The sequence below is a fragment of the Janibacter melonis genome (genome assembly GCF_020567375.1).
In the GTDB taxonomy this organism is placed as follows: domain Bacteria; phylum Actinomycetota; class Actinomycetes; order Actinomycetales; family Dermatophilaceae; genus Marihabitans; species Marihabitans melonis.
Genome location: NZ_JAJBZM010000001.1, coordinates 316285 through 338675, shown reverse-complemented (window position 1 = coordinate 338675; position 22391 = coordinate 316285). Strand labels below are relative to the sequence as shown.

At 73.4% G+C, this 22391-nt stretch carries 22 protein-coding genes; 18 read left to right on the top strand and 4 right to left on the bottom strand.

The window, feature by feature from the left end; all coding sequences use genetic code 11:
* Positions 1–14: 14 nt before the first annotated feature.
* Positions 15–533 (bottom strand): GNAT family N-acetyltransferase, encoded by a 519-nt coding sequence (locus tag LIV55_RS01595; RefSeq protein ID WP_229298978.1) that lies wholly within the window; start codon positions 531–533, stop codon positions 15–17.
* Positions 534–626: 93 nt separating this feature from the next.
* Here LIV55_RS01595 and LIV55_RS01590 point away from each other — a divergent pair, with 93 nt between their 5' ends.
* From LIV55_RS01590 to LIV55_RS01550, 9 genes are all read left to right on the top strand, one after another.
* Entirely contained in the window at positions 627–1403 is a 777-nt protein-coding gene (locus LIV55_RS01590; protein WP_229298977.1) for a YebC/PmpR family DNA-binding transcriptional regulator, read from the top strand.
* A 113-nt stretch (positions 1404–1516) separates the two neighbouring features.
* Positions 1517–2080 (top strand): crossover junction endodeoxyribonuclease RuvC, encoded by a 564-nt coding sequence (gene ruvC, locus LIV55_RS01585; protein WP_229298976.1) that lies wholly within the window; start codon positions 1517–1519, stop codon positions 2078–2080.
* Entirely contained in the window at positions 2077–2673 is a 597-nt protein-coding gene (gene ruvA / locus LIV55_RS01580) for a Holliday junction branch migration protein RuvA (RefSeq protein WP_229298975.1), read from the top strand. The genes ruvC and ruvA overlap by 4 nt, the downstream gene beginning before the upstream one ends.
* Positions 2670–3839 (top strand): Holliday junction branch migration DNA helicase RuvB, encoded by a 1170-nt coding sequence (gene ruvB, locus LIV55_RS01575; protein ID WP_229298974.1) that lies wholly within the window; start codon positions 2670–2672, stop codon positions 3837–3839. The genes ruvA and ruvB overlap by 4 nt, the downstream gene beginning before the upstream one ends.
* A gap of 144 nt (positions 3840–3983) precedes the next feature.
* Positions 3984–4373, top strand: coding sequence for a preprotein translocase subunit YajC (gene yajC, locus LIV55_RS01570; RefSeq protein ID WP_123091828.1), 390 nt, complete (start codon positions 3984–3986; stop codon positions 4371–4373).
* Entirely contained in the window at positions 4373–6331 is a 1959-nt protein-coding gene (secD, locus tag LIV55_RS01565) for a protein translocase subunit SecD (protein WP_229299556.1), read from the top strand. The genes yajC and secD overlap by 1 nt, the downstream gene beginning before the upstream one ends.
* Positions 6328–7551 (top strand): protein translocase subunit SecF, encoded by a 1224-nt coding sequence (secF, locus tag LIV55_RS01560; protein ID WP_229298973.1) that lies wholly within the window; start codon positions 6328–6330, stop codon positions 7549–7551. The genes secD and secF overlap by 4 nt, the downstream gene beginning before the upstream one ends.
* Positions 7548–8099 (top strand): adenine phosphoribosyltransferase, encoded by a 552-nt coding sequence (locus LIV55_RS01555; protein WP_229298972.1) that lies wholly within the window; start codon positions 7548–7550, stop codon positions 8097–8099. The genes secF and LIV55_RS01555 overlap by 4 nt, the downstream gene beginning before the upstream one ends.
* Positions 8100–8108: 9 nt before the next feature.
* Complete coding sequence (locus LIV55_RS01550) at positions 8109–10430, top strand: RelA/SpoT family protein (RefSeq protein ID WP_229298971.1); 2322 nt, start codon at positions 8109–8111, stop codon at positions 10428–10430.
* A gap of 5 nt (positions 10431–10435) precedes the next feature.
* Here the strand turns inward: LIV55_RS01550 and LIV55_RS01545 are convergent, their stop codons facing one another.
* Positions 10436–11845 carry a DUF349 domain-containing protein gene (locus LIV55_RS01545; RefSeq protein WP_229298970.1) on the bottom strand — a complete coding sequence of 470 codons (1410 nt, stop codon included), beginning with the start codon at positions 11843–11845 and terminating at the stop codon, positions 10436–10438.
* A gap of 48 nt (positions 11846–11893) precedes the next feature.
* On the opposite strand from LIV55_RS01545, the gene LIV55_RS01540 reads away from it, so the two are divergent.
* Positions 11894–12598, top strand: coding sequence for an MBL fold metallo-hydrolase (locus LIV55_RS01540; RefSeq protein WP_229298969.1), 705 nt, complete (start codon positions 11894–11896; stop codon positions 12596–12598).
* The gene (hisS, locus tag LIV55_RS01535; RefSeq protein WP_229298968.1) at positions 12595–13956 is read left to right on the top strand and encodes a histidine--tRNA ligase; all 1362 of its coding nucleotides are present in this window, start codon (positions 12595–12597) and stop codon (positions 13954–13956) included. The genes LIV55_RS01540 and hisS overlap by 4 nt, the downstream gene beginning before the upstream one ends.
* Here hisS and LIV55_RS01530 read toward each other — a convergent pair.
* A complete protein-coding gene (locus LIV55_RS01530) occupies positions 13901–14533 on the bottom strand; it encodes a helix-turn-helix domain-containing protein (protein WP_229298967.1) in 633 nt (210 codons plus the stop codon). The two genes, hisS and LIV55_RS01530, sit on opposite strands and share 56 nt — an antisense overlap.
* Positions 14534–14801: 268 nt before the next feature.
* Positions 14802–15431, bottom strand: a complete 630-nt coding sequence (locus LIV55_RS01525; protein ID WP_123091820.1) for a hypothetical protein — start codon at positions 15429–15431, stop codon at positions 14802–14804.
* Between the two features lie 160 nt (positions 15432–15591).
* Here LIV55_RS01525 and ald point away from each other — a divergent pair, with 160 nt between their 5' ends.
* The 7 genes from ald to LIV55_RS01490 all read left to right on the top strand — a co-directional run bounded on the left by ald (position 15592) and on the right by LIV55_RS01490 (position 22384).
* Positions 15592–16707 (top strand): alanine dehydrogenase, encoded by a 1116-nt coding sequence (gene ald, locus LIV55_RS01520; RefSeq protein ID WP_229298966.1) that lies wholly within the window; start codon positions 15592–15594, stop codon positions 16705–16707.
* 32 nt (positions 16708–16739) lie between these two features.
* Positions 16740–17651: a site-specific tyrosine recombinase XerD gene (gene xerD, locus LIV55_RS01515; protein ID WP_229298965.1), complete on the top strand. Its 912-nt coding sequence runs from the start codon at positions 16740–16742 to the stop codon at positions 17649–17651.
* Between the two features lie 133 nt (positions 17652–17784).
* Positions 17785–18672, top strand: a complete 888-nt coding sequence (locus tag LIV55_RS01510) for a ParA family protein (RefSeq protein ID WP_068275639.1) — start codon at positions 17785–17787, stop codon at positions 18670–18672.
* Between the two features lie 4 nt (positions 18673–18676).
* Positions 18677–19690 carry a segregation and condensation protein A gene (locus LIV55_RS01505; RefSeq protein WP_229298964.1) on the top strand — a complete coding sequence of 338 codons (1014 nt, stop codon included), beginning with the start codon at positions 18677–18679 and terminating at the stop codon, positions 19688–19690.
* Positions 19687–20313 (top strand): SMC-Scp complex subunit ScpB, encoded by a 627-nt coding sequence (gene scpB, locus LIV55_RS01500; protein WP_229298963.1) that lies wholly within the window; start codon positions 19687–19689, stop codon positions 20311–20313. Before LIV55_RS01505 ends, scpB begins: the two co-directional genes overlap by 4 nt.
* Positions 20310–21260, top strand: a complete 951-nt coding sequence (locus tag LIV55_RS01495; protein WP_068275647.1) for a pseudouridine synthase — start codon at positions 20310–20312, stop codon at positions 21258–21260. The genes scpB and LIV55_RS01495 overlap by 4 nt, the downstream gene beginning before the upstream one ends.
* Positions 21257–22384: a prephenate dehydrogenase gene (locus LIV55_RS01490; RefSeq protein WP_123091816.1), complete on the top strand. Its 1128-nt coding sequence runs from the start codon at positions 21257–21259 to the stop codon at positions 22382–22384. Before LIV55_RS01495 ends, LIV55_RS01490 begins: the two co-directional genes overlap by 4 nt.
* Positions 22385–22391: the final 7 nt, after the last annotated feature.

Below are 22391 nucleotides of genomic sequence, written 5' to 3'. Positions count from 1 at the left end.
CCACCCGCCGGGAGCTAGCCCGGCAGGGTCATGAGGACGAGGTCGGGCGCGTCGTCGGGCTGCCAGGACGCGCGGGCCCGCGACAGCTCGACCCAGCCAAGGCCGCGGTACATCGCCAGCGCGGCGTCGTTGACCGGCACGACGTCGAGCACGGGCTGGAGGTCGAGCGCACGGCTGCGCGCGACCGCCTCGCCGATGAGGGCGCGCCCGATGCCTCGACGCCGGGCCCGGCTCGCGACGACGAGGACCGAGACGACCGCGAGCTCCCCGGCGGGCCGGCCGGTGCCCTGCGACCACGCCGCCGCGTGCTCGTCGACGTCGGCCCGGGTGAGCGAGACGTGCCCGAGCAGGCCCTCGTCGTCCTCGGCCACCCACGTCTCGATCTCGCCCGGGCGCACGAGGAAGTCCTCGACGGGGAAGGGCAGCGGCCACCGGTAGGGGTAGCGGCTCTGCGGCTGCTGCTCGCCGACGAGGTCGACGAGGGCGGGCAGGTCTGCGGCCGCCCGCGGCCGCATGACGAGGGGTCGGTCCATGGCCGCAGCCTAGGCACGCCCGCCGACGGCGCACCCGGCGACTACAGTTGGCCGTCGATCAGGTCACCGCGAGCAGCAGCAGAGGGAGTCTTAGTGTCCGGCCACTCCAAGTGGGCAACCACGAAGCACAAGAAGGCGGCGATCGACGCCAAGCGCGGCAAGCTCTTCGCCAAGCTCATCAAGAACATCGAGGTCGCCGCGCGCACCGGCGGTGGCGACCCCGCGGGCAACCCGACGCTCTACGACGCCATCCAGAAGGCGAAGAAGTCCTCGGTCCCCAACAACAACATCGACAACGCGGTCAAGCGCGGGTCGGGGGCCACCGCGGGCGGGGCCGACTGGGAGACCATCGTCTACGAGGGCTACGCGCCCGGCGGCGTCGCCGTCTTCGTCGAGTGCCTCACCGACAACCGCAACCGCGCCGCGGCCGAGGTGCGCACCGCGCTGTCCCGCAACGGCGGCCAGCTCGCCGACCCGGGCTCGGTGGCCTACGTCTTCGACCGCAAGGGCGTCGTCATGGTCCCCAAGGCCCAGGGCGAGGGCAAGCCCGACGCGACCGAGGACGGCCTGCTCGAGATCGTCCTCGAGGCCGGCGCCGAGGAGATCAACGACCACGGCGAGGTCTTCCAGGTCGTCTCCGAGGCCACCGACTTCATCGCCGTGCGCACCGCGCTCCAGGACGCCGGGGTCGACTACGACTCGGCCGAGGCCTCGTGGGTGCCCAACCTCCAGGTCCCGCTCGACGCCGACGGCGCGCGCAAGATGATCCGCGTCGTCGAGGCCCTCGAGGACAGCGACGACGTCCAGGACGTCTACGTCAACGGCGACATCCCCGACGAGGTCCTCGCCGAGCTCGAGTCCGACGACTGAGGTCGCCCGCCGGGCAGGTCCTCGCACCGGGCCGGACGCGTGTCGCTGACGACGCCGTCCGGCCCGTCTGCGTAGGTTGGTCCCGAACAGGTGTTCGGTTGAAAGGAGATGTCGTGCGCGTCCTCGGGGTGGATCCCGGTCTCACCCGGTGCGGGCTGTCGGTCGTCGACGTCGGCGTCCGGGGCGACCTCGCACCGAGCGGGGCCCGACCGCGGATGATCGCCGTCGGCGTCGTGCGCACGACCTCCGAGCGCGCGACCGGCGACCGCCTGGCCTACCTCGCCGACGAGCTCGACACGTGGCTCGACCGCTTCGAGCCCGATGTCGTCGCCATCGAGCGGGTCTACGTCGCCGAGCACGTGCCGACGGTCATGACGACCGCGATGGCGAGCGGCCTGGTCCACCTCGCCGCCGCGCGCCGCGGTCTCGTCGTCCACGAGCACACCCCGACCGAGGTCAAGGCCGCGGTCACCGGCTCGGGACGCGCCGACAAGGCGCAGGTCACCTCGATGATCACCCGCGTCCTCGGCCTGCCCGAGGCGCCCCGCCCGGCCGACGCGGCCGACGCGCTCGCCGTCGCCATCTGCCACGCGTGGCGTGGCGGGGGGTCGGCCCGGCTCGAGCAGGCCGTCGCCTCCGAGCGGGCCCGGCTCGCGGCGAAGGGGGCCGGCGCGTGATCGCCTCCGTGACCGGCAGCGCCCAGCACGTGGGCCTCGACCGCGTCGTCGTCTCCGTCGGCGGCGTGGGCATGCTCGTGCACACCCCGCCGGCCGTCGCCGCCGCGTGCCGTCCCGGCTCCGAGGTGACCCTCGCGACCTCGCTCGTCGTGCGCGAGGACTCGCTCACCCTCTACGGCTTCGACGCCGACGGCACGCGCGACACCTTCGAGCTGCTCATGACGGTCTCGGGCGTCGGGCCGCGCGTCGCGCTCGCGATCCTGTCCGTGCTCACCCCGGACACCCTCGCGGCCGCCGTCGGCAGCGAGGACGTGCGCACCCTGACGAAGGTCCCCGGCATCGGCAAGAAGGGCGCCGAGCGCCTCGTGCTCGAGCTGCGCGACAAGATCGGCGTCGTGCCCGGTGCCGTCGCGTCGGCCCCGGTCGAGCCGGTCGTCCCCCCGTGGCGCACCCAGGTGCTCGAGGCCCTCGTCGGCCTGGGCTACTCGGCGTCGCAGGCCGAGGGCGCGCTCGACCGCGCCGCGGCCGGTCTCGGCGGCACCCCCGACGTCTCCGCCGCCCTGCGCGCCGCCCTGCGAGAGCTCGCCGGATGAGCCGCGACGGCTTCACCTCCGAGATCCGCGAGGCCGACGAGCCCGCCGGCGGCGGCCCGGCCGACGGCCCCGTGGGCCCGGCCGGTGGCCCGGCGAGCCTGCCCGACGGGTCGTACGACGCAACGGCGCGCATCGTCGACGCCGCGGCCGAGGACGACACCGCGGTCGAGGCGGCGCTGCGCCCGAAGCGGCTCGTCGACTTCCCCGGCCAGACGAAGGTGCGCGACCAGCTCGGGCTCGTCCTCGAGGCGGCACGACGTCGCGCCGCGCCCCCGGACCACGTCCTGCTCTCCGGACCGCCGGGGCTGGGCAAGACGACGCTGGCGATAATCGTCGGCGCCGAGCTCGGGCAGCCGGTGCGGGTCACCTCCGGCCCGGCGATCCAGCACGCGGGGGACCTCGCGGCGATCCTGTCCTCGCTCGCCGAGGGCGAGGTGCTCTTCCTCGACGAGATCCACCGCATGTCGCGCCCGGCCGAGGAGATGCTCTACCTCGCGATGGAGGACTTCCGCGTCGACGTCGTCGTCGGCAAGGGGCCCGGGGCGACCGCGATCCCGCTCGAGCTGCCGCCCTTCACCGTCGTCGGCGCGACGACCCGGGCCGGGCTGCTGCCCGCGCCCCTGCGCGACCGCTTCGGCTTCACCGGCCATCTCGACTACTACGAGACCGCCGACCTCGAGACGATCCTGCACCGCTCGGCCGGGCTGCTCCAGGTCGGCGCGGACGCCGCCGGCATCGCCGAGATCGCCCGCCGCTCGCGGGGGACGCCCCGCATCGCCAACCGGCTGCTGCGCCGGGTGCGGGACTGGGCGCAGGTGCACGGCGACCACGTCGTCGACGCCCGCTCCGCCCAGGCCGCGCTCACCCTCTTCGACGTCGACGACGCCGGTCTCGACCGGCTCGACCGCGGGGTGCTCGAGGTCCTGTGCACCCGCTTCGGCGGCGGCCCGACCGGTCTGTCGACGCTCGCCGTCGCCGTCGGCGAGGAGACCGACACCGTCGAGACGGTCGCCGAGCCCTATCTCGTGCGCACCGGCTACCTCGCCCGCACCCCCCGCGGCCGGGTCGCCACGGCGCTGGCCTGGCGCCACCTCGGGCTCGCCGTGCCTGACGGGCTGGCCCAGGGGATGCTGCCCGTCGACGAGCCCGGGCGCTTCGGCGGCTGAGCCACCGGTCAGCGGGCTCGGCGCGTCAGGTCAGGCGGTCCGCAGATCGCTGGCCTACACTGCGAGATCGGCCCGGGTGTCCCGGGCCGTGCTGCCGTCCGGCGGCGTGTCCTGTCTCCGTCTGCGAAGGTCTGCTGAACTCCCATGAACGACGGCTCGTTCGCCAGCCTGCTCATCCTGCTGCTCCCGCTCCTGCTCATCGTCTTCATGGTCTTCTCGGGGCGTCGGCGCCAGCGGACGATGCAGGACTTCCAGAGCTCCCTCGCCGTCGGCGAGAAGGTCGTGCTGACCTCGGGCGTCTACGGCACCATCACCGGCACCGACGAGGGGGTCCTCCACCTCGAGATCGCCCCCGGGACGGTCATCCGCGTCGACCGGCGTGCCGTCGGCGTGCGCGAGGCCGAGATGTCTCGCGGCCAGGTCGCCGGCACCGCCGCCGCGCGCGGCGAGGAGCCTGCCGACGACCCGGTCCAGGACCCCGTCGTGACCGCTGAGAGCGCCGTGGACGACGAGGGCCAGCGGGGCCGGCCGTGATGGCCGACCGCGGCGCGGCTCGCGCCGCGAAGGCCAAGGACGCGGCCAAGCGCACCCTCATCGCGCTCTTCGTCATGGGCGCCGCGCTCACCGCCGTCCTCGGCTTCGGCGTCGCCCGGTCCGACGCGTCGTGGGCGCCCCGTCTCGGCCTCGACCTCCAGGGCGGCACGCAGTTCATCCTCGAGCCCGTCGTCGAGGGCGGGCAGCGGGTGAGCTCGCAGCAGCTCGACCAGGCCCGCGACATCATCGTCCAGCGCATCGACGCCCAGGGCACGAGCGGCGCCGAGGTGACCACCCTCGGCGGCGAGAACATCGTCGTCGCCATGGCCGGTCGCCCCACCGAGGCCCAGCGCCAGGCGATCACGAGCGCCTCGCAGATGCAGTTCCGCCCGGTCCTCGCGACCGCCCCCGGCACGACCGAGCCCGCCCCCGGCAGCACCGGGTCGTCCTCGAGCTCGGCCACCTCCGGCTCCGGCGCGTCCTCGAGCAGCACGAGCGGCTCGACGACCCGGTCCAACCCCTCGGCGAGCAACGCCTCGCCGACCTCCGCGTCCCGCGACGAGGCCCGCACGGCTCCCGCCGGGAGCGCCGCGACGACGTCGACCACCCCCTCCGGCAGCGGCTCGTCCTCCGGCAGCGCCTCCTCGACGCCGTCCTCCGGTGGCTCCGCCTCCGGCTCGGCCTCGTCGACCCCCTCGGCCACCGGGGAGCCCACGGCCCCCGCCCAGGGCGGGTTCACCCCTTCGGGCAAGCCCGACGGCCCCACCGACCCGAACAACATCTCGACCGGTCTGTACCGCGAGTTCACCGAGCTCGACTGCGCGCAGCGCTCCGACGAGCGGCCCGCGACCGACCCGAAGAAGGCGATCACCGCCTGCTCCGAGGACGGCGCGACGAAGTACGTCCTCGGCCCGCAGATGGTCGCCGGCGCCGACATCAAGGACGCCTCGGCCGGGTACCAGACGACCCAGCAGGGTCAGGTCACCAACACCGTCGAGATCCAGCTGACCTTCGGCGGCGACGGCGTCCAGCGCTACGCGCAGGTCTCGCGCGACCTCCTCGCGCTGCCGAGCCTGTCGCAGGCCAGCCCGATCAACCCGCCGGGGTCGTACAACGCCCTCGCGACGGTCTACGACGGCACCGTCCTCGTCGCCCCGGGCTTCAACGAGGCGATCCCGAACGGCACCGCCTCGATCACCGGCAACTTCACCATCGAGGAGGCGCGCGCCCTCGCCCAGTCGCTGAAGTTCGGCGCGCTGCCCATCACCTTCGAGACCAACCAGGCCGTGACGATCAGCCCGACCCTCGGCTCGGAGCAGCTGCGCTACGGCATCATCGCCGGGCTCATCGGTCTGCTCCTCGTCATCGTCTACTCGGTCGCGCAGTACCGGGCGCTCGCCCTCGTGACGATCGGCTCGATGGTCGTCGCCTTCGCCTTCACGTACCTCTTCATCGCGCTGCTCGCGTGGGGCTACAACTTCCGTCTCGACATGGCGGGGGTCACCGGGCTCATCATCGCGATCGGCGTCACCGCGGACTCCTTCATCGTCTACTTCGAGAGAGTCCGTGACGAGCTGCGCGAAGGGAGGAACCTGCGGGCCGCGGTCGAGGCCGGCTGGGCGCGTGCCAAGCGCACCATCCTCGTGGCCGACGGCGTGAACTTCATCGCCGCGATCGTCCTGTACGTCCTCGCGAGCTCCGGCGTGCGCGGCTTCGCCTTCACCCTGGGCCTGACGACGGCCATCGACCTCGCGGTCTTCTGGCTCTTCACCCACCCGCTGCTCACCCTGCTCGCCCGCCGCACGTTCTTCGCCTCCGGCCACCCGTGGTCCGGTTTCGAGGTCGAGTCCCTGCACAACGCCGGCGTGCGCTACAAGGGCCGCGGCCAGTTCGACGTCCCGGAGGAGCGCAAGCCCGCCCGACCCGGCGTCACGAGCGACGGAGGTGCGGTCGTATGAGCCGCATGGCCGACTTCGGCAACGACCTGTACACCGGCAAGCGCTCCATCGACTTCGTCGGCAAGGCGAAGACCTGGTACGCGATCAGCGCCGTCATCATGCTCATCGCCCTCGCCGGCTTCGGCGTGCGCGGGCTCAACCTCGGTCTCGAGTTCGAGGGCGGATCCGAGTTCCGCGTCTCGACGACGCAGACGAGCGGCGACTACCAGCAGGAGGCGACCGACGCGGTCCGAGAGGTCGCCGGCCCGGCGGCCTCGGCGAACGTCACGCTCATCGGCGGCAACCAGGTCCGCGTGCAGACCGAGAAGCTGCCCGAGACCGAGATGAACGACGTGGGCTCCCAGCTCGCGCAGACCTTCGGCGTGCAGGCCTCCGACGTCACCCAGAACACGATCGGGGCGTCGTGGGGCGCGTCCGTGAGCCAGCAGGCGCTGCGCGCGCTCGTCGTCTTCCTCGTCATCACCGCCGCGCTCATGGCGGTGTACTACCGCAACTGGAAGATGTCGCTCGCGGCGATGGTCGCGCTCGCGCACGACATGCTCATCACCGTCGGCATCTACACGTGGTCGGGCTTCGAGGTCTCGCCCGCGACGGTCATCGGCTTCCTCACCGTCCTCGGGTACTCGCTCTACGACACCGTCGTCGTCTTCGACAAGGTCCGCGAGAACACCTCCGACGCCTTCGAGACGAGGCGTCAGACCTTCGCGGAGTCGGCGAACCTCGCCGTCAACCAGACGCTCGTGCGCTCGATCAACACGACGGTCATCGCCGTGCTGCCGATCATCGCGGTCCTCGCGGTCGGCTTCGCGCGGGTCGGTCCCGGCACGCTGCTCGACCTCTCGCTCGCGCTCTTCGTCGGCATGGTCGTCGGTGCCTTCTCGTCGGTCTACATCGCGACGCCGCTGCTCGTGCACCTGCGCCGGCGCGACGCCGACGTCGTCGAGCTCGACAAGGTCGCCTCGAAGCACCACGAGCGGGTCGGCGACCGCACGCCGGCCACGGTCGGTGCACCGGCGGGGGCCGGTGCGTCCGACGCGCCGTCGAGACCGCTGCGGTCCTCGAGCGCGACCACGCCGACGCGGGGGGACGGCGCGGACGCGCCGGTCACCCCTTCGCCCGACCCCGACGCCGAGCAGACGGTCACCGGGCGCGCCGTGCACCGCTACGCCCAGTCCGGCCCGCGCAACCAGCCCCGGCGCACGCCGCGGTCGAAGCGATGAGCTCGACGGCATCCGCGTCGCGCGAGCAGACCGCCGAGCTCGTCTCGGGCCTGCTGCGCGACATCCCGGACTTCCCCGAGCCGGGGGTGCTCTTCAAGGACATCACCCCGCTCGTCGCCGACGGTCCTGCGCTGGCCCAGGTGTGCGAGGCGCTCGCCGCCCCGTACCGCGACGCAGGGATCACGACGGTCGTCGGGCTGGAGGCGCGGGGCTTCATCTTCGGCACCGCGGTCGCCCTGGCCCTCGGCGCGGGTTTCGTGCCGGTGCGCAAGGCGGGCAAGCTGCCCGGCGCGACGGTGAGCCTCGACTACGCCCTCGAGTACGGCACCGCCCGGATCGAGGTCCACGAGGACTGCGTCACGCCGGGGGAGCGGGTCCTCGTCGTCGACGACGTGCTCGCGACCGGCGGCACCGCCGCTGCGGCGGCCGAGCTGCTCGAGCAGGTGGGGGCCGAGGTCGTGGCGATCGAGGTCGTCGTCGAGCTCGCGGCGCTCGCCGGCCGCTCCCGTCTGGAGGGGCGTGAGGTCGGGGCCCTGCTGACGGTCTAGGCTCTGCGCATGAGCGAGCCGAGAGCGTCGTCGGGGTCTGCCGGAGGGGGCTTCTCCCCGCGTCAGCTCGCGCGCGCCTCGCTCGCCCGGATCGGCACCCGCTCGCAGCCGACGAGCACCCCCGAGCTCGAGCCGCTGCTCCAGGTCGTGCGCTCCACGCACCCGAAGGCCGATCTGTCGATCATCGAGCAGGCCTACCAGGTCGCCGCGCGCGCCCACGAGGGCCAGCGCCGCAAGAGCGGCGACCCCTACATCACCCACCCGCTCGCGGTGACGACGATCCTCGCCGAGCTCGGCATGACGCCGGTGACGCTCGCCGCGGCCCTGCTCCACGACACCGTCGAGGACACCTCGTACTCGCTCGAGGCGCTCGAGGAGGACTTCGGCTCCGAGATCGCCAAGCTCGTCGACGGGGTGACCAAGCTCGACAAGGTCACCTATGGTGACGCCGCGCAGGCCGAGACGGTGCGCAAGATGGTCGTCGCGATGGCCCGCGACATCCGCGTCCTCGTCATCAAGCTCGCCGATCGGCTCCACAACGCCCGCACGTGGAAGTACGTCTCGCCTGGCTCGGCGCAGCGCAAGGCGCAGGAGACCCTCGAGATCTACGCGCCGCTGGCCCACCGCCTCGGCATGAACACCATCAAGTGGGAGCTCGAGGACCTCTCCTTCGCCACGCTCTACCCGAAGGTGTACGACGAGATCGTGCGCCTCGTCGCCGAGCGCGCCCCCGCCCGCGAGGAGTACCTCGCGACCGTGCGCGCCCAGGTCGTCCTCGACCTGCGCGAGGCCCGGATCAACGCGACCGTCACCGGCCGCCCGAAGCACTACTACTCCGTGTACCAGAAGATGATCGTCGGCGGTCGCGAGTTCGGCGAGATCTACGACCTCGTCGCCGTGCGCGTGCTCGTCGACACGGTCCGCGACTGCTACGCCGCGCTCGGTGCGCTGCACGCCCGGTGGAACCCCCTGCCGGGGCGCTTCAAGGACTACATCTCGCTGCCGAAGTTCAACATGTACCAGTCGTTGCACACGACGGTGATCGGGCCGCAGGGCAAGCCGGTCGAGATCCAGATCCGCACCCACGCGATGCACCGCCGCGCCGAGTACGGCGTCGCCGCGCACTGGAAGTACAAGGACGACCCGACCGCCCGCGCCGGCGCCGCCGGCAGCGAGGACACCGGGGCCGTCTCGGAGATGGCGTGGCTGCGCCAGCTGCTCGACTGGCAGCGCGAGACCGCCGACCCCGGCGAGTTCCTCGACTCGCTGCGCTACGAGATCAACGCCCGCGAGGTCTACGTCTTCACGCCGAAGGGGCAGGTCATCGCCCTGCCGGCCGGCTCGACGCCCGTCGACTTCGCCTACGCGGTCCACACCGAGGTCGGGCACCGCACGATCGGTGGACGGGTCAACGGCCGTCTCGTGCCCCTGGACTCCACGCTCGAGACCGGTGACGTCGTCGAGGTGCTCACGAGCAAGGCTGAGGGTGCCGGGCCGTCGCGTGACTGGCTGAGCTTCGTGCGCTCGCCGCGCGCCCGCAACAAGATCCGGCACTGGTTCTCGCGCGAGCGCAAGGAGGAGATGGCCGAGGCCGGCAAGGAGTCGATCGCCCGGGTCATCCGCAAGCAGAACCTGCCGCTCCAGCGCCTGCTCACCCACGAGAGCCTCGCGAGCGTCGCCGACGAGCTGCGCCACCCCGACGTCGACGGCCTGTACGCCGCGGTCGGGGAGGGCCACGTCTCGGCCCAGCACGTCGTCTCGCGGCTCATCGCGTCGGCGGGCGGCCGCGAGGGCGCTACCGAGGACCTCGCCGAGGCGACCATGCCCGGCCCGATCGCGACGCGGCGCCGCAGCTCCGGCGACCCCGGGGTCGTCGTGAAGGGCATGGACGACGTGTGGGTCAAGCTCGCGCGCTGCTGCACGCCCGTGCCCGGCGACGAGATCATGGGCTTCATCACCCGCGGCAACGGCGTCTCGGTCCACCGGACCGACTGCACGAACGCCGGCTCGCTGCGCCGCGAGGCCGAGCGCCTCATCGACGTCGAGTGGACGTCGAGCAGCAACAACCTCTTCCTCGTGCAGATCCAGGTCGAGGCGCTGGACCGCAGCCGGCTGCTCTCCGACGTCACCCGGGTGCTCTCCGACAGCTCGGTGAACATCCTCTCGGCGACGGTGCACACGAGCCGTGACCGCGTGGCCAAGCTGCGCTTCGCCTTCGAGATGGGCGACCCCACCCACCTGGCCCATGTGCTGGGCCAGGTGAAGCGGATCGACGGCGTCTTCGACGCCTACCGGCTGACCGGCGGTCGCCCGGGCGTCGAGGAGGAGTAGCCCCCTCAGCCCCCGAGCTCGTCGGCGCCGGCCTGGGCCATGGCGAGCAGCGAGCGGCTCGACTCGAGCTCGCCCTCGAGCCGGCGGCGGCGACCGGCGTCGTCGGTCGCGGCGACCTGCTCCTCGAGCTCGGCGATCTTGGCCTGGAGCTGGCTGACGAGGCTGTTCGCGCGGGCGGACAGCTCGGGGTTGCTCTTCTTCCAGCGGGTGTCCTCGGCGTCGCGCACGGACTGCTCGACGGCGCGCAGGCCCTTCTCCATCCGGTCGACGTCGCCGCGGGGCACCTTGCCGGCGGCCTCCCAGCGCTCCTGGATCGAGCGCAGCGCCCCCTTCGTCGCGCCGAGGTCCTTGATCGGCAGGAGGGCCTGGGCCTCGACGAGGAGCCGCTCCTTGACCTCGAGGTTCCCGCGGAAGCTCTCGTCCTCGCGGGCCTGCTCCTCGTCCTTGGCGGTGAAGAAGGCGTCCTGGGCGGCGCGGAAGCGCTCCCACAGGGCGTCGTCGTCCTTGCGGCCGGCGCGGCCGGCGTGACGCCACTGGTCCATGAGGCGCTTGTAGGCGCCGGCGGTCTGGCCCCAGTCGGTGCTCGTCGACAGGCGCTCGGCCTCGGCGACGAGCGCCTCCTTGGTCGCCTTGACCTCGCCGCGGCTCGACTCGAGCTCGGCGAAGTGGTGGCGGCGGCCCTTGTCGAAGGAGTTACGGGCCTTCGAGAAGCGCTGCCACAGCGCCGACTCGACGTCCTTGTCCAGGCGCACGCCGGACTTCTGGTGGGTCTTCCACGTGTCGAGCAGCTCGCGCATGCGGGCGGTCGAGGACTTCCACTGGATGCGCTCGACGGGCTGGGCGGCGATGGACTCGGCCTCGGCGACGATCGCCTCGCGCTCGGCGGCGGCGGCCTTCTTGGCCTCGGCGCGCTGGGCGCTCTCGCGGGAGCGCTTGTCGGCCAGCCCGGTCTCGACCTCCGCGACGAGGGCGGCCAGCGCCGGCAGGTCGCCGACGACGTCGGCACCCTCGGCGTGGGTCTTCAGGGCGCCCAGGCCGTCGGCGATCTCCTTGGCGGTGACCTCCGGGGCGTCGAGACGCTGGCGCAGCAGGGTGGCGGAGGCGTGCAGCTCGTCGTACTTGCGGGCGAAGTAGAGCAGCGCCTGCTCCGGCGTCGCGCCCGGGTAGGAGCCGACGGCGCGCTCGCCGTCGCCCTCGCGGACGTAGACCGTGCCCTCGTCGTCGACGCGGCCGAAGGCGGCCGACGCCGAGTGGTCCGTCTCGATCACCGGGGGGACCGGGACCGCGGCGGGTCGACGGGGCGCCATCCGTGCCATCGCGGCGGGGGAGGGGGCCGAAGGGGTGGGGCTGGGGGCGTCGTGCACCTCGGGCGTGGTGTCCGGGGCGTCAGTCGGCTCAGGGGTCTGCTCGCTCACGAGACGCGAGCCTAGCCGCACGACGCGCGCTGGGTAGGCTCACTCCTCGTGCTGACCGTGACCTTCCCTGCAGCCGCCTTCGGCACCAACTGCTACGTCGTCGCCCCGGGGCCCGGCGAGGAGTGCGTGATCGTCGACCCGGGCATCGGTGTCGAGGAGACCCTGCGCGAGGTGCTCGCCGAGCACCGGCTGCGTCCCGCGGCCGTCCTGCTCACCCACGGGCACGTCGACCACGTGTACTCCGTGACCCCGGTGTGCGGGGGCGAGCTCGCCGCCTACATCCACTCCGAGGACCGCTACCGCCTCGTCGACCCGCTCGGCGGCAGCTCGCTCGGCCCGGGCCTGCTGGGGATGCTCGAGCAGCAGTTCGGCACCCAGGCGGCGTGGCGCGAGCCGGAGCGGGTCGTCGAGGTGCACGACGCGGAGCGGGTGAGCGTCGCCGGGCTCGAGCTCGACGTCGTCCACGCGCCCGGTCATACCGAGGGCTCGGTGATGTTCGCCCTCGACGGCGTGCCCGTCGGCGTGCCCGACGAGGCGCAGGTCGACCGCACGCTCATCACCGGTGACGTCCTCTTCGCCGGCTCCATCGGGCGCACGGACCTGCCCGGCGGCAGCCACGAGGCGATGATGCGCAGCCTGCGGGACGCCGTCGCGCCGCGCGCCGACTCCAGCCTCGTCCTGCCGGGCCACGGCCCGGCGACCACCCTCGGCCGTGAGAAGGCCACCAACCCCTACCTGCAGGACATCGCGTGAGCACCTCTGGCCCCACCGCACGAGCCACCAAGATCACCCCGCTGTCGGGCTTCCCGGAGCACCTGCCCCAGGACCGGGTGGTCGAGCAGCACTTCATCGACGTCATCCGCTCGACCTTCGAGCTGCACGGCTTCCCGGGCATCGAGACCCGGGCGGTCGAGCCGGTCGAGCGGCTGCTCGGCAAGGGCGGTGACGCCGACAAGGAGATCTACGCGGTCTCGCGCCTCGCCGGCGAGCCGGGGGAGCGCGGCGACGCCGAGCTCGGTCTGCACTTCGACCTCACCGTCCCCTTCGCCCGTTACGTCGTCGAGCACGCGGGCCGGCTGAACTTCCCCTTCCGCCGCCACCAGATCCAGAAGGTGTGGCGCGGGGAGCGGCCCCAGGAGGGCCGCTTCCGCGAGTTCACGCAGTGCGACATCGACGTCGTCGACGTCGGCGAGCTCGCGCCCCACTTCGAGGCCGAGGTGCCGCTCGTCATGGCGGAGATCTTCGCCGCGCTGCCCGTCCCGCCGATGGTCATCCAGGTGAACAACCGGATGATCCCCGAGGGCTTCTACCGCGGGCTGGGCATCGAGGACGTCGCGGGCACGCTGCGCGTCGTGGACAAGCTCGACAAGATCGGCCCGGCGAAGGTCGCCGCCCTGCTCGTCGACGCCGGGCTCTCCCAGGAGCAGGCCGACGCCGTGCTGCGCCTGGCCCAGATCCGCACCGAGGACGCCTCCTTCGTCGAGCAGGTGCGCGCGCTCGGTGTCGAGCACCCCGTCCTCGACGAGGGCCTGGCGGCGCTGCGGGCCGTCATCGAGACCGGGATGGCCAACGCCCCCGGCGCGATGGTCGCCGACCTGCGGATCGCGCGCGGCCTCGACTACTACACGGGCACGGTCTACGAGACCCAGGTCGTCGGCCACGAGGACTGGGGCAGCTTCTGCTCCGGGGGGCGCTACGACACCCTCGCCACCGACGGGCGCACGACCTACCCAGGGGTGGGGATCTCCATCGGCCTGTCCCGCCTGCTCGCGCTGCTCCTGCGCGAGGGGCTCGTCACGGCCACCCGCATGTCTCCGGCGGCCGTCCTCGTCGCGGTCCTCGACGAGGAGTCACGCCCCGCCTCCGTCGCCGTCGCCACCGCCCTGCGCTCGCGCGGCATCGCCTGCGAGGTCGCCCCCTCGGCGGCCAAGCTCGGCAAGCAGATCCGGCACGCCGAGCGGCGGGGCATCCCCTTCGTGTGGTTCGTCGGCGCCGGCGAGGGCGGCGACCAGGTCAAGGACATCCGCTCGGGCGAGCAGGTCGACGCCGACCCCCTCACCTGGCAGTGCCCGCCCGAGGACCTGCGTCCCCGCGTCGTCGCCGCCGGCTGACGACCACCGCGCCGTAGTCGTCACGCTGCACGACGACGTCGGCGCTCGGCGGGGGTCGGCGGCCACGGACGTCGAGCGCGAGGAGGTCGACGTACCCCCAACGAGCGCCGTCCGCGTGGCTCGTACCGCCGGTGGGCACGACGAGCAGGTGGTGCTCGCACCGCAGCAGCACGTCGACGACGGCGGCAAGGCGCATCCGGCCGGCGTCCGACTCGACCCGGGCGACGGCCGACTTGCTCCACCCGATCTCGGCGGCGAGCTCACGCTGGCTCCAGCCCTGCGCGCCCCGGTGGTCGCGCAGGACCAGGCCGACGACGTCGCTGATGCTTAGGTTGCCTCGCGCCTCGAGGAGCTCGTCGTGGCGCAGCGGGACCTGTGGGCCCGCTCGCACCACGCGCGGGCCCAGGGGGCGCGGCTCGTCGACGACGCCCGGGCCGTAGAGGCAGTCCAGGCAGTCGTCGCACTCGCCCGGTGCGGGGCAGCGCTCGCAGTCGAACGGGCAGGGATCGAGCGCCTGCTCCGGCTCTCGCCCCGGGTGGCCCCGACCGGCGAGCGACGCCACGAGATCGATGTCCATCGACCCATCGTGGGGTGCCCATCGACCCTCGGTCGCCGCCCCGGGCCGTCTGTGGACGAGCGCCATCACGCGCAGCCGGCTGTGGAGGGCCGTGACCGCACCACCTCCCAGGGGTGCGCACCAGGTCGGACGGCTGCGTGGCTAGGGCGCTGCCCCGTCCGTACGGGGCAGCGCCCTAGTCAGCCGACGACCTCCTGCGAGTGCAGCGACAGGACGACCCGCGGCGCGGGCGGGGCGAAGGGGGCAGGCAGGGGGGAGGGCAGCGGGTTCAGCTCACGGAGTCGGTGCCGGTGGGGCGGGGCGGGCGCAGGCCTGCGTCGCGCAGCTCGAGCAGGGCGAGGGCTCGCACGACGTCGGGGTCACGGCGGCGCCAGGCGCCGACGGGGTCGGGCGAGATGGCGGCGAGCCGCGGCATCGGCTGGCCGGCCATCGCCCGCAGGGCGAAGAGGTCGAGGTCGGCGTCGGAGTCCATGAAGCGCTGGGCCGCCGTCGCGTGCCGCACGAAGCGGTAGCGCAGGGTGCCCCACACGAGCAGGACGAGGACGATCGGCACGACGGCGGTGACGAGCCCGAGCGCGGTGGAGAGGCGCTCGACGGCGTCGACGAGGTCGCGTCCCGCGGACTCGATGTCCGTGCCGGCGCCGGCCGCCTCGCGGAAGGGCGTGGCGACCTTGTCGTCGACGAGCGGCAGGTCGTCGACGCCGTTGCCGGCGCTCGTCATCTTCTCGCGGAAGCCCGAGCCGGCGCCCTCGAGCCGTCGTCCGGGCTCCGCGAGACGCATCGTCACGTCGTGCACGGTGCGGCCGGCCCAGACCCAGCCCCACACCCACGCGATCATCAGCAGGTCGGAGACGACCTGGGCGGTGCGGCGGGCCGGCAGGTCGGCGTAGAGCTTCATCGGGGCTCCCGGGGCGGGTGGGGGGCGAAGGGGGACGAGGAGCGTCGGGCCGTGCACGGAGCACCGCGCGCCGTGCATAGAATCCCACCCTGCGGCCACGGCCGCGCCGGCGGACAACGGCGTCCTGCCGGCTTCACCGACGACGAAGGGCTCACATCCCGTGAAGATCGGCATCCCCCGCGAGGTCAAGAACAACGAGTACCGGGTGGGGATCACCCCGGTCGGCGTCCACGAGCTGGTTGCGGCAGGGCACGAGGTGCTCGTCGAGTCCGGTGCGGGGCTCGGGTCGGGGCTGCCCGACGAGGACTACGTCGCGCAGGGCGCGACGATCATCGCCGACGCGGACGAGCTCTGGGGCGCCTCCGACATGGTGATGAAGGTCAAGGAGCCCGTTGCCGAGGAGTACCACCGCCTGCGCGAGGGCCTGCTGCTCTTCACCTACCTCCACCTCGCGGCCGACCAGCCGCTCACCGACGAGCTCGTCGCGAAGGGGGTCACCGCCGTCGCCTACGAGACCGTCCAGCTGCGCTCGGGGATGCTGCCCCTGCTGTACCCGATGTCCGAGGTCGCCGGCTGCCTCGCCCCGCAGGTCGGGGCCTCGGCCCTCATGCGCGCCCACGGCGGCCGCGGGGTCCTGCTCGGCGGCGTCGGCGGCGTCGCCAACGCCAAGGTCGTCGTCCTCGGTGCCGGTGTCGCCGGCCAGAACGCCGCGAACATCGCGCTGGGCATGGGGGCCGACGTCACCCTGCTCGACACCGACCTCGACAAGCTGCGGATGAGCTTCTGGCGCTACGACAACCGCGTCCACCAGATCGCCTCCTCGGCGCTCAGCGTGCGCGAGCAGGTGCTCGGGGCCGACCTCGTCATCGGCACGGTGCTCATCCCCGGGGCGAAGGCCCCCAAGCTCGTCACCGACGAGATGGTCAGCCAGATGAAGCCCGGCTCGGTCCTCGTCGACGTCGCGATCGACCAGGGCGGGTGCTTCGAGGGCAGCCGCCCGACGACCCACGCCGACCCCACCTTCGAGGTCCACGACTCGCTGTACTACTGCGTGGCCAACATGCCCGGTGCCGTCCCCTCGACGTCGACCTGGGCGCTGACCAACGCGACCCTGTCCTACGCCGCCGCGCTCGCCGACCACGGCTGGCGCGACGCGATGCGGGCCGACCCGGCGCTCGCGGCCGGCCTCAACACCCACGCAGGTGCCGTGACCTACCAGGGCGTCGCCGACGCCTTCGACATGGCGTGCACCCCCGTCTCGGAGGTCCTCGCCTGACCCAGTCGTCGGCACCGCCCGCGGCCACCGCGATGGCCCGGGCGGTGCGCACCTGGCTGACCCACCTCGACGTCGAGCGCGGGGTCAGTCGGCACACCCTCGCCGCGTACCGCCGCGACGCGCAGCGCTACGTGCGCCATCTCGAGGCGGCGGGCGTCACCGCACCCGACGAGGTACGCGAGGAGCACGTCGCGTCCTTCCTCGCCGACCTGCGCCGGGGGAGCGAGGAGCACCCGCCGCTCGCGGCGACCTCGGCGGCACGCACCCTCGTGGCCGTGCGCGGGCTGCACCGCTTCCTCGCGCTCGAGGGGCTCGCCGCGGACGACCCGGCCGCCGACGTCGCGCCGCCGCGGCCCCCGTCGCGTCTGCCGAAGGCCATCTCCGTCGCCGAGGTCTCGGCACTCATCGACGCCACCGGACCGGGGGACAGCTCGTCCTCGCTGCGCGACCGCGCCCTGCTCGAGGTGCTCTACGGCAGCGGTGCGCGGATCTCCGAGGCGGTCGGGCTCGACGTCGACGACGTCGACCTCGACGCCGGGGCGGTCCGGCTCTTCGGCAAGGGGAGCAAGGAGCGCGTCGTGCCGCTCGGCAGCTACGCCACCGAGGCGGTCTCGGCGTGGCTCGTCCGCGGGCGTCCCGAGATGCTGGCGAAAGGGCGCGGTGGCCCCGCCCTCTTCCTCAACCGCCGCGGCACCCGGCTGTCGCGGCAGAGCGCGTGGGCGATCATCAGCGCGACCGCCGGCCGGGCCCGGCTGCGAGGCGAGATCTCGCCGCACACCCTGCGCCACTCCTTCGCCACCCACCTGCTCGACGGGGGCGCCGACGTCCGGGTCGTCCAGGAGCTGCTCGGCCACGCCTCGGTGACGACGACCCAGATCTACACGATGGTCACGGTGCAGCAGCTCCGCGAGGTCTACGCGCAGAGCCACCCCCGCGCCCGGTGACACGCAGCGCTCCCGCGCCGGAGCGGACGGAGGGCCCCGGCGCTCGCCGACCAGGAGACCCACCGGCGCCGCTGGTAGGGTCGCCTCGATCAGCGTGAGGCTGACCGACGTACGGCGATGGAGTGATCAGCACGTGGCACCAGAGGTGACGCCGCCGCTCGAGCTCGAGCACGGCACGGTCCAGGTCGGCCCCACGGGTCGACCTCTCCCCGACTTCCCGGAGCCCGCTCCGCTGACCGCGCACGGCCCGGCGCGCATCATCGCGATGTGCAACCAGAAGGGCGGCGTCGGCAAGACGACGACGACGATCAACCTCGGCGCCGCGCTCGCCGAGCTCGGTCGCAAGGTCCTCCTCGTCGACTTCGACCCCCAGGGCGCGCTCTCCGTGGGTCTCGGCGTGCCGACCCACACCCTCGACGTGACGATCTACAACCTCCTCGTCGAGCGCCGTCACGACATCCGCGAGGTCATCCAGCGCACGAACGTCCAGGGCCTGGACGTCGTCCCGGCGAACATCGACCTCTCCGCGGCCGAGGTGCAGCTCGTCGGCGAGGTCGCCCGCGAGCAGATCCTCGCCCGGGTCCTGCGCCCCGTCCTCGACGACTACGACGTCGTGCTCATCGACTGCCAGCCCAGCCTCGGGCTGCTCACCGTCAACGCCCTCACGGCGGCGCACGGCGTCATCATCCCGCTCGAGACCGAGTACTTCGCGATGCGCGGGGTCGCCCTGCTCGTCGAGACCATCGAGAAGATCCAGGACCGGCTCAACCCGCGCCTGGAGATCGACGGCATCCTCGCGACGATGTACGACGGCCGGACCCTGCACAGCCGCGAGGTCGTCAGCAGCGTCGTCGACCACTTCAGCGAGCGCGTCTTCCACACCGTCATCTCGCGCACCGTGAAGTTCCCCGACGCCACGCTCGCCGCGGAGCCGATCACGACGTACGCGACGGCGCACAACGGCGCCAACGCCTACCGCCAGCTCGCCCGCGAGCTCATCGCCCGCGGTGGGGCTGCCTGAGCCGATGACCGAGCTCCCGGCATTCGACCCGGCGCTGCTCGACCCGCCCGCGGCGGTCCCCGCCGAGACCGAGGCCGTCCCGGGGGGAGTGATCACCCGGCGGGCCGCCTCGCAGGCCTTCACCGTCCACCTCGAGAACTACGAGGGTCCCTTCGACCTCCTCCTCGGGCTCATCAGCAAGCACCAGCTCGACATCACCGAGATCGCGCTGGCCAAGGTCACCGACGAGTTCATGGTGCACCTGCGGGCGATCCGCGAGAGCCAGGCCGAGCTCGACCTCGGCCAGACCTCGGAGTTCCTCCTCGTCGCCGCGACCCTGCTCGACCTCAAGGCCGCCCGGCTGCTGCCGACGAGCCGCGAGGACGACGAGGAGGACCTCGCCCTCATCGAGGCCCGCGACCTGCTCTTCGCCCGGCTGCTGCAGTACCGCGCCTTCAAGGAGGTCGCCGGTCGCTTCGCCGCCGAGCTGAGCCGCAGCGCCCGGATGACGCCCCGTCAGGCCGGGCTGGAGCCCCAGCTCGCCAGCCTGCTGCCCGAGCTCGTCATCACGATCACCCCCGAGCAACTGGCGATGATCGCCGCCCGTGCGCTCACCCCGCGCGAGGAGCCGACGGTCGGCCTGGCCCACCTCCACGCGCCGACGGTGAGCGTCGTCGAGCAGGCGGGCATCGTCGCCGAGCGGCTGCGAGAGCACGGGTCGGCGTCCTTCCGCACCCTCGTGCGCGACGCCGACTCCACGCTCGTCGTCGTCGCCCGCTTCCTCGCCCTGCTCGAGCTCTTCCGCGAGCAGGCGGTGACCTTCGAGCAGCCCGAGGCCCTCGGCGAGCTCACGGTGCGCTGGGTCGGCGCCCAGGACGGCGACGTGCAGGTGAGCGACGAGTTCGACGAGGCCGACCTCGAGCGGTCCGCCGCGCAGGAGATCCCGGCCGCTGCGACCGCCGAGGAGACCCCGGCGGGCGCGACCCCCGAGCAGGACGACGCCGGCCCTCGGCCCGTCGAGGCAGGAGACCCGCGATGAGCACGACCGACGAGATCGCCCCGGACGCACCCGACGAGGGCGGCCAGCTCGCCCTCGACGTCGACGAGCTGCCCGGTGGGGCGAAGGGGGCCGTCGAGGCGGTCCTCATGGTCGTCGAGGAGCCGGTGAGCGAGGTCGCCCTCGCCTCCGCCCTCGAGGTCACCGTCGAGACGGTGCGCGACGCCCTCGCCGAGATCGAGGCCGAGCTCGCCGACGGCACCCGCGGGTGGACCATCCGCTCCGTCGCCGGCGGCTGGCGCCTGTACTCGCACCCCGCGTACGCATCGGTCGTCGAGCGCTTCGTGCTCGACGGGCAGCAGGCCCGGCTCACCCAGGCCTCGCTGGAGACGCTCGCTGTCATCGCCTACCGCCAGCCCATCTCCCGGGCCCGGATCAGCGCGGTGCGCGGGGTGAGCGTCGACGGCGTCGTGCGCACCCTGCTCACCCGTGGGCTCATCACCGAGGTCAGCCACGACGGCGAGTCCGGCTCGACCCTGTACGGCACCACCGACTCATTCCTCGAGCGGATGGGGCTGCAGTCGCTCGACGACCTGCCGCCCATCGCTCCCTACCTGCCGGAGGCAGACATGATCGACGAGCTCGCAGAGCAGGGCCGGGCATGAGCCCCGCCGACGGACAGCGCCGCGGCGGCGGAGGCGGCGGCCGACGTCAGGGGGGTCCCGGAGGTTCCCGACCGGGTGGTCAGGGGGGCTCGCGCCAGGGCGGCGGCCCGCGCCGTGGCCGCCCCGACGGCGGCAACCGCGGCACGACCGGGCGCTCACGCCAGGGCCAGCCGACGATCGCCCCGCAGCCTCGATCTGCACCTGAGGTCGACGTCCATGCGCCCGACGGCGTGCGCCTGCAGAAGCTGCTCGCCGGGGCGGGCGTCGGCTCGCGGCGCGCCTGCGAGGAGCTCATCGCGGCGGGCCGGGTACAGGTGGACGGCCAGGTCGTCACCGAGCTCGGCATCCGCGTCGACCCCTCGAGCCAGACCGTCCACGTCGACGGGGAGCGGGTCCAGCTCGACGAGAGCCGGGTCTACCTCGCCTTCAACAAGCCCCTCGGCGTCGTCACGACGATGTCGGACGACCTCGGCCGTCCGTCGGTGGGCGACTACGTCGCGGAGCGCCCCGAGCGCCTCTTCCACGTCGGCCGGCTCGACGCCGACACCGAGGGCCTGCTGCTCCTCACCAACGACGGCGACCTCGCCCACCGCCTGCAGCACCCCCGCTACGGGGTGCTCAAGACCTACGTCGCCCAGGTCTCCGGCCCGGTGCCGCGCGACCTCGGCAAGACGCTGCGCGCCGGCGTCCAGCTCGAGGACGGACCGGTGAAGGTCGACTCCTTCTCCGTCGTCGCCTCGACCCCGGGCAAGGCGGTCGTCGAGATCGTCCTGCACGAGGGCCGCAACCACATTGTGCGCCGGCTCATGGAGGAGGTCGGGCACCCCGTGCTCACCCTCACCCGGGTGCAGGTCGGCCCCGTCGAGCTCGGGCAGACGAAGTCCGGCCGCTGGCGGGCGCTCAGCCGGCGCGAGATCGGCCAGCTGTACAAGGCGGTCGGCTTGTGAGCAGCGGCGCCGAGGCGCTCCCGCAGGTCTGGATCATCGGCACCGGTCTCATCGGCGCGTCGATCGGTCTCGCCCTGCGCCGGGCCGGCGCCGAGCCGGTCCTGCAGGACCAGTCGGTGACGGCGATGACCCTCGCCCGGGATCTCGGCGCGGGCCGGCTCGGGCCGCGCCTGGGCTACGACGACGACGGCCACCCGGAGCCCGACCTCGTCGTCGTCGCGACCCCGCCGGACATCACCCCGACGGTGGTCGCCGACGCCCTGCGCCGCTGGCCGGGGGCGACGGTCACCGACGTCGCCTCCGTCAAGGGGGTCATCCGGCACGACCTCGTGCGTCTGGGCGCACCCCTGGAGCGCTACGTCGGCTCGCACCCGATGGCCGGGCGCGAGCGCAGCGGGGCCATCGCCGCGCGACCCGACCTCTTCGAGGGTCGCGCCTGGGTCGTCTGCGCCGACGAGGGCACCGATCCCGCCGCGGTGAAGCGCGTCGAGCGCGTCGCCCGGGCCGTCGGGTCCGTCGTCAGCCGGCTCACGCCCGACGAGCACGACGCCGCCGTCGCCGCCGTCTCGCACGTGCCCCAGCTCGCCGCGAGCCTCGTAGCCGCACGCCTCGAGCCGCTGAGCGAGCACGCGGTCGGCCTGGCCGGCCAGGGCGTGCGCGACGTCACCCGGATCGCGGCGAGCGACCCCGGGCTGTGGACCCAGATCCTCGCCGGCAACGCCGGCTCCGTGCGGGCCGTGCTCACCAGCCTGCGCGACGAGCTCGACGGCGTCATCGGCGCGCTCGGAGACCTCGAGCACGGCCTCGACGAGGACGCGCCGGGGGCCCGGGCCGTCCTCGCCCGCGCCATCGCCGACGGCAACGCCGGGCACTCCCGGATCCCGGGCAAGCACGGCGCCGCGCCCACGGCCTACACGATCGTCAGCGTCGTCGTCGACGACCGGCCCGGCGAGCTCGCCCGGCTCTTCGCCGACATCGGCGAGGCCGGCATCAACCTCGAGGACCTGCGCCTCGACCACGGCCTGGGCCTGCCCTTCGGCGTCGCGGAGGTCTCCGTCGTGCCGGCCGCCGCCGGCCCGCTCGAGGACGCCCTGCTGGCCCGGGGCTGGCAGCTGCACTCCTGAGCCCCGC

Coding starts and splice junctions, on each gene's coding strand:
- LIV55_RS01595 (WP_229298978.1), bottom strand. CDS start 533: ATGGACCGACCCCTCGTCATGCGGCCGCGGGCGGCCGCAGACCTGCCC.
- ruvB (WP_229298974.1), top strand. CDS start 2,670: ATGAGCCGCGACGGCTTCACCTCCGAGATCCGCGAGGCCGACGAGCCC.
- yajC (WP_123091828.1), top strand. CDS start 3,984: ATGAACGACGGCTCGTTCGCCAGCCTGCTCATCCTGCTGCTCCCGCTC.
- secD (WP_229299556.1), top strand. CDS start 4,373: ATGGCCGACCGCGGCGCGGCTCGCGCCGCGAAGGCCAAGGACGCGGCC.
- secF (WP_229298973.1), top strand. CDS start 6,328: ATGAGCCGCATGGCCGACTTCGGCAACGACCTGTACACCGGCAAGCGC.
- LIV55_RS01555 (WP_229298972.1), top strand. CDS start 7,548: ATGAGCTCGACGGCATCCGCGTCGCGCGAGCAGACCGCCGAGCTCGTC.
- LIV55_RS01550 (WP_229298971.1), top strand. CDS start 8,109: ATGAGCGAGCCGAGAGCGTCGTCGGGGTCTGCCGGAGGGGGCTTCTCC.
- LIV55_RS01530 (WP_229298967.1), bottom strand. CDS start 14,533: ATGGACATCGATCTCGTGGCGTCGCTCGCCGGTCGGGGCCACCCGGGG.
- LIV55_RS01525 (WP_123091820.1), bottom strand. CDS start 15,431: ATGAAGCTCTACGCCGACCTGCCGGCCCGCCGCACCGCCCAGGTCGTC.
- xerD (WP_229298965.1), top strand. CDS start 16,740: ATGGCCCGGGCGGTGCGCACCTGGCTGACCCACCTCGACGTCGAGCGC.
- LIV55_RS01505 (WP_229298964.1), top strand. CDS start 18,677: ATGACCGAGCTCCCGGCATTCGACCCGGCGCTGCTCGACCCGCCCGCG.
- scpB (WP_229298963.1), top strand. CDS start 19,687: ATGAGCACGACCGACGAGATCGCCCCGGACGCACCCGACGAGGGCGGC.
- LIV55_RS01495 (WP_068275647.1), top strand. CDS start 20,310: ATGAGCCCCGCCGACGGACAGCGCCGCGGCGGCGGAGGCGGCGGCCGA.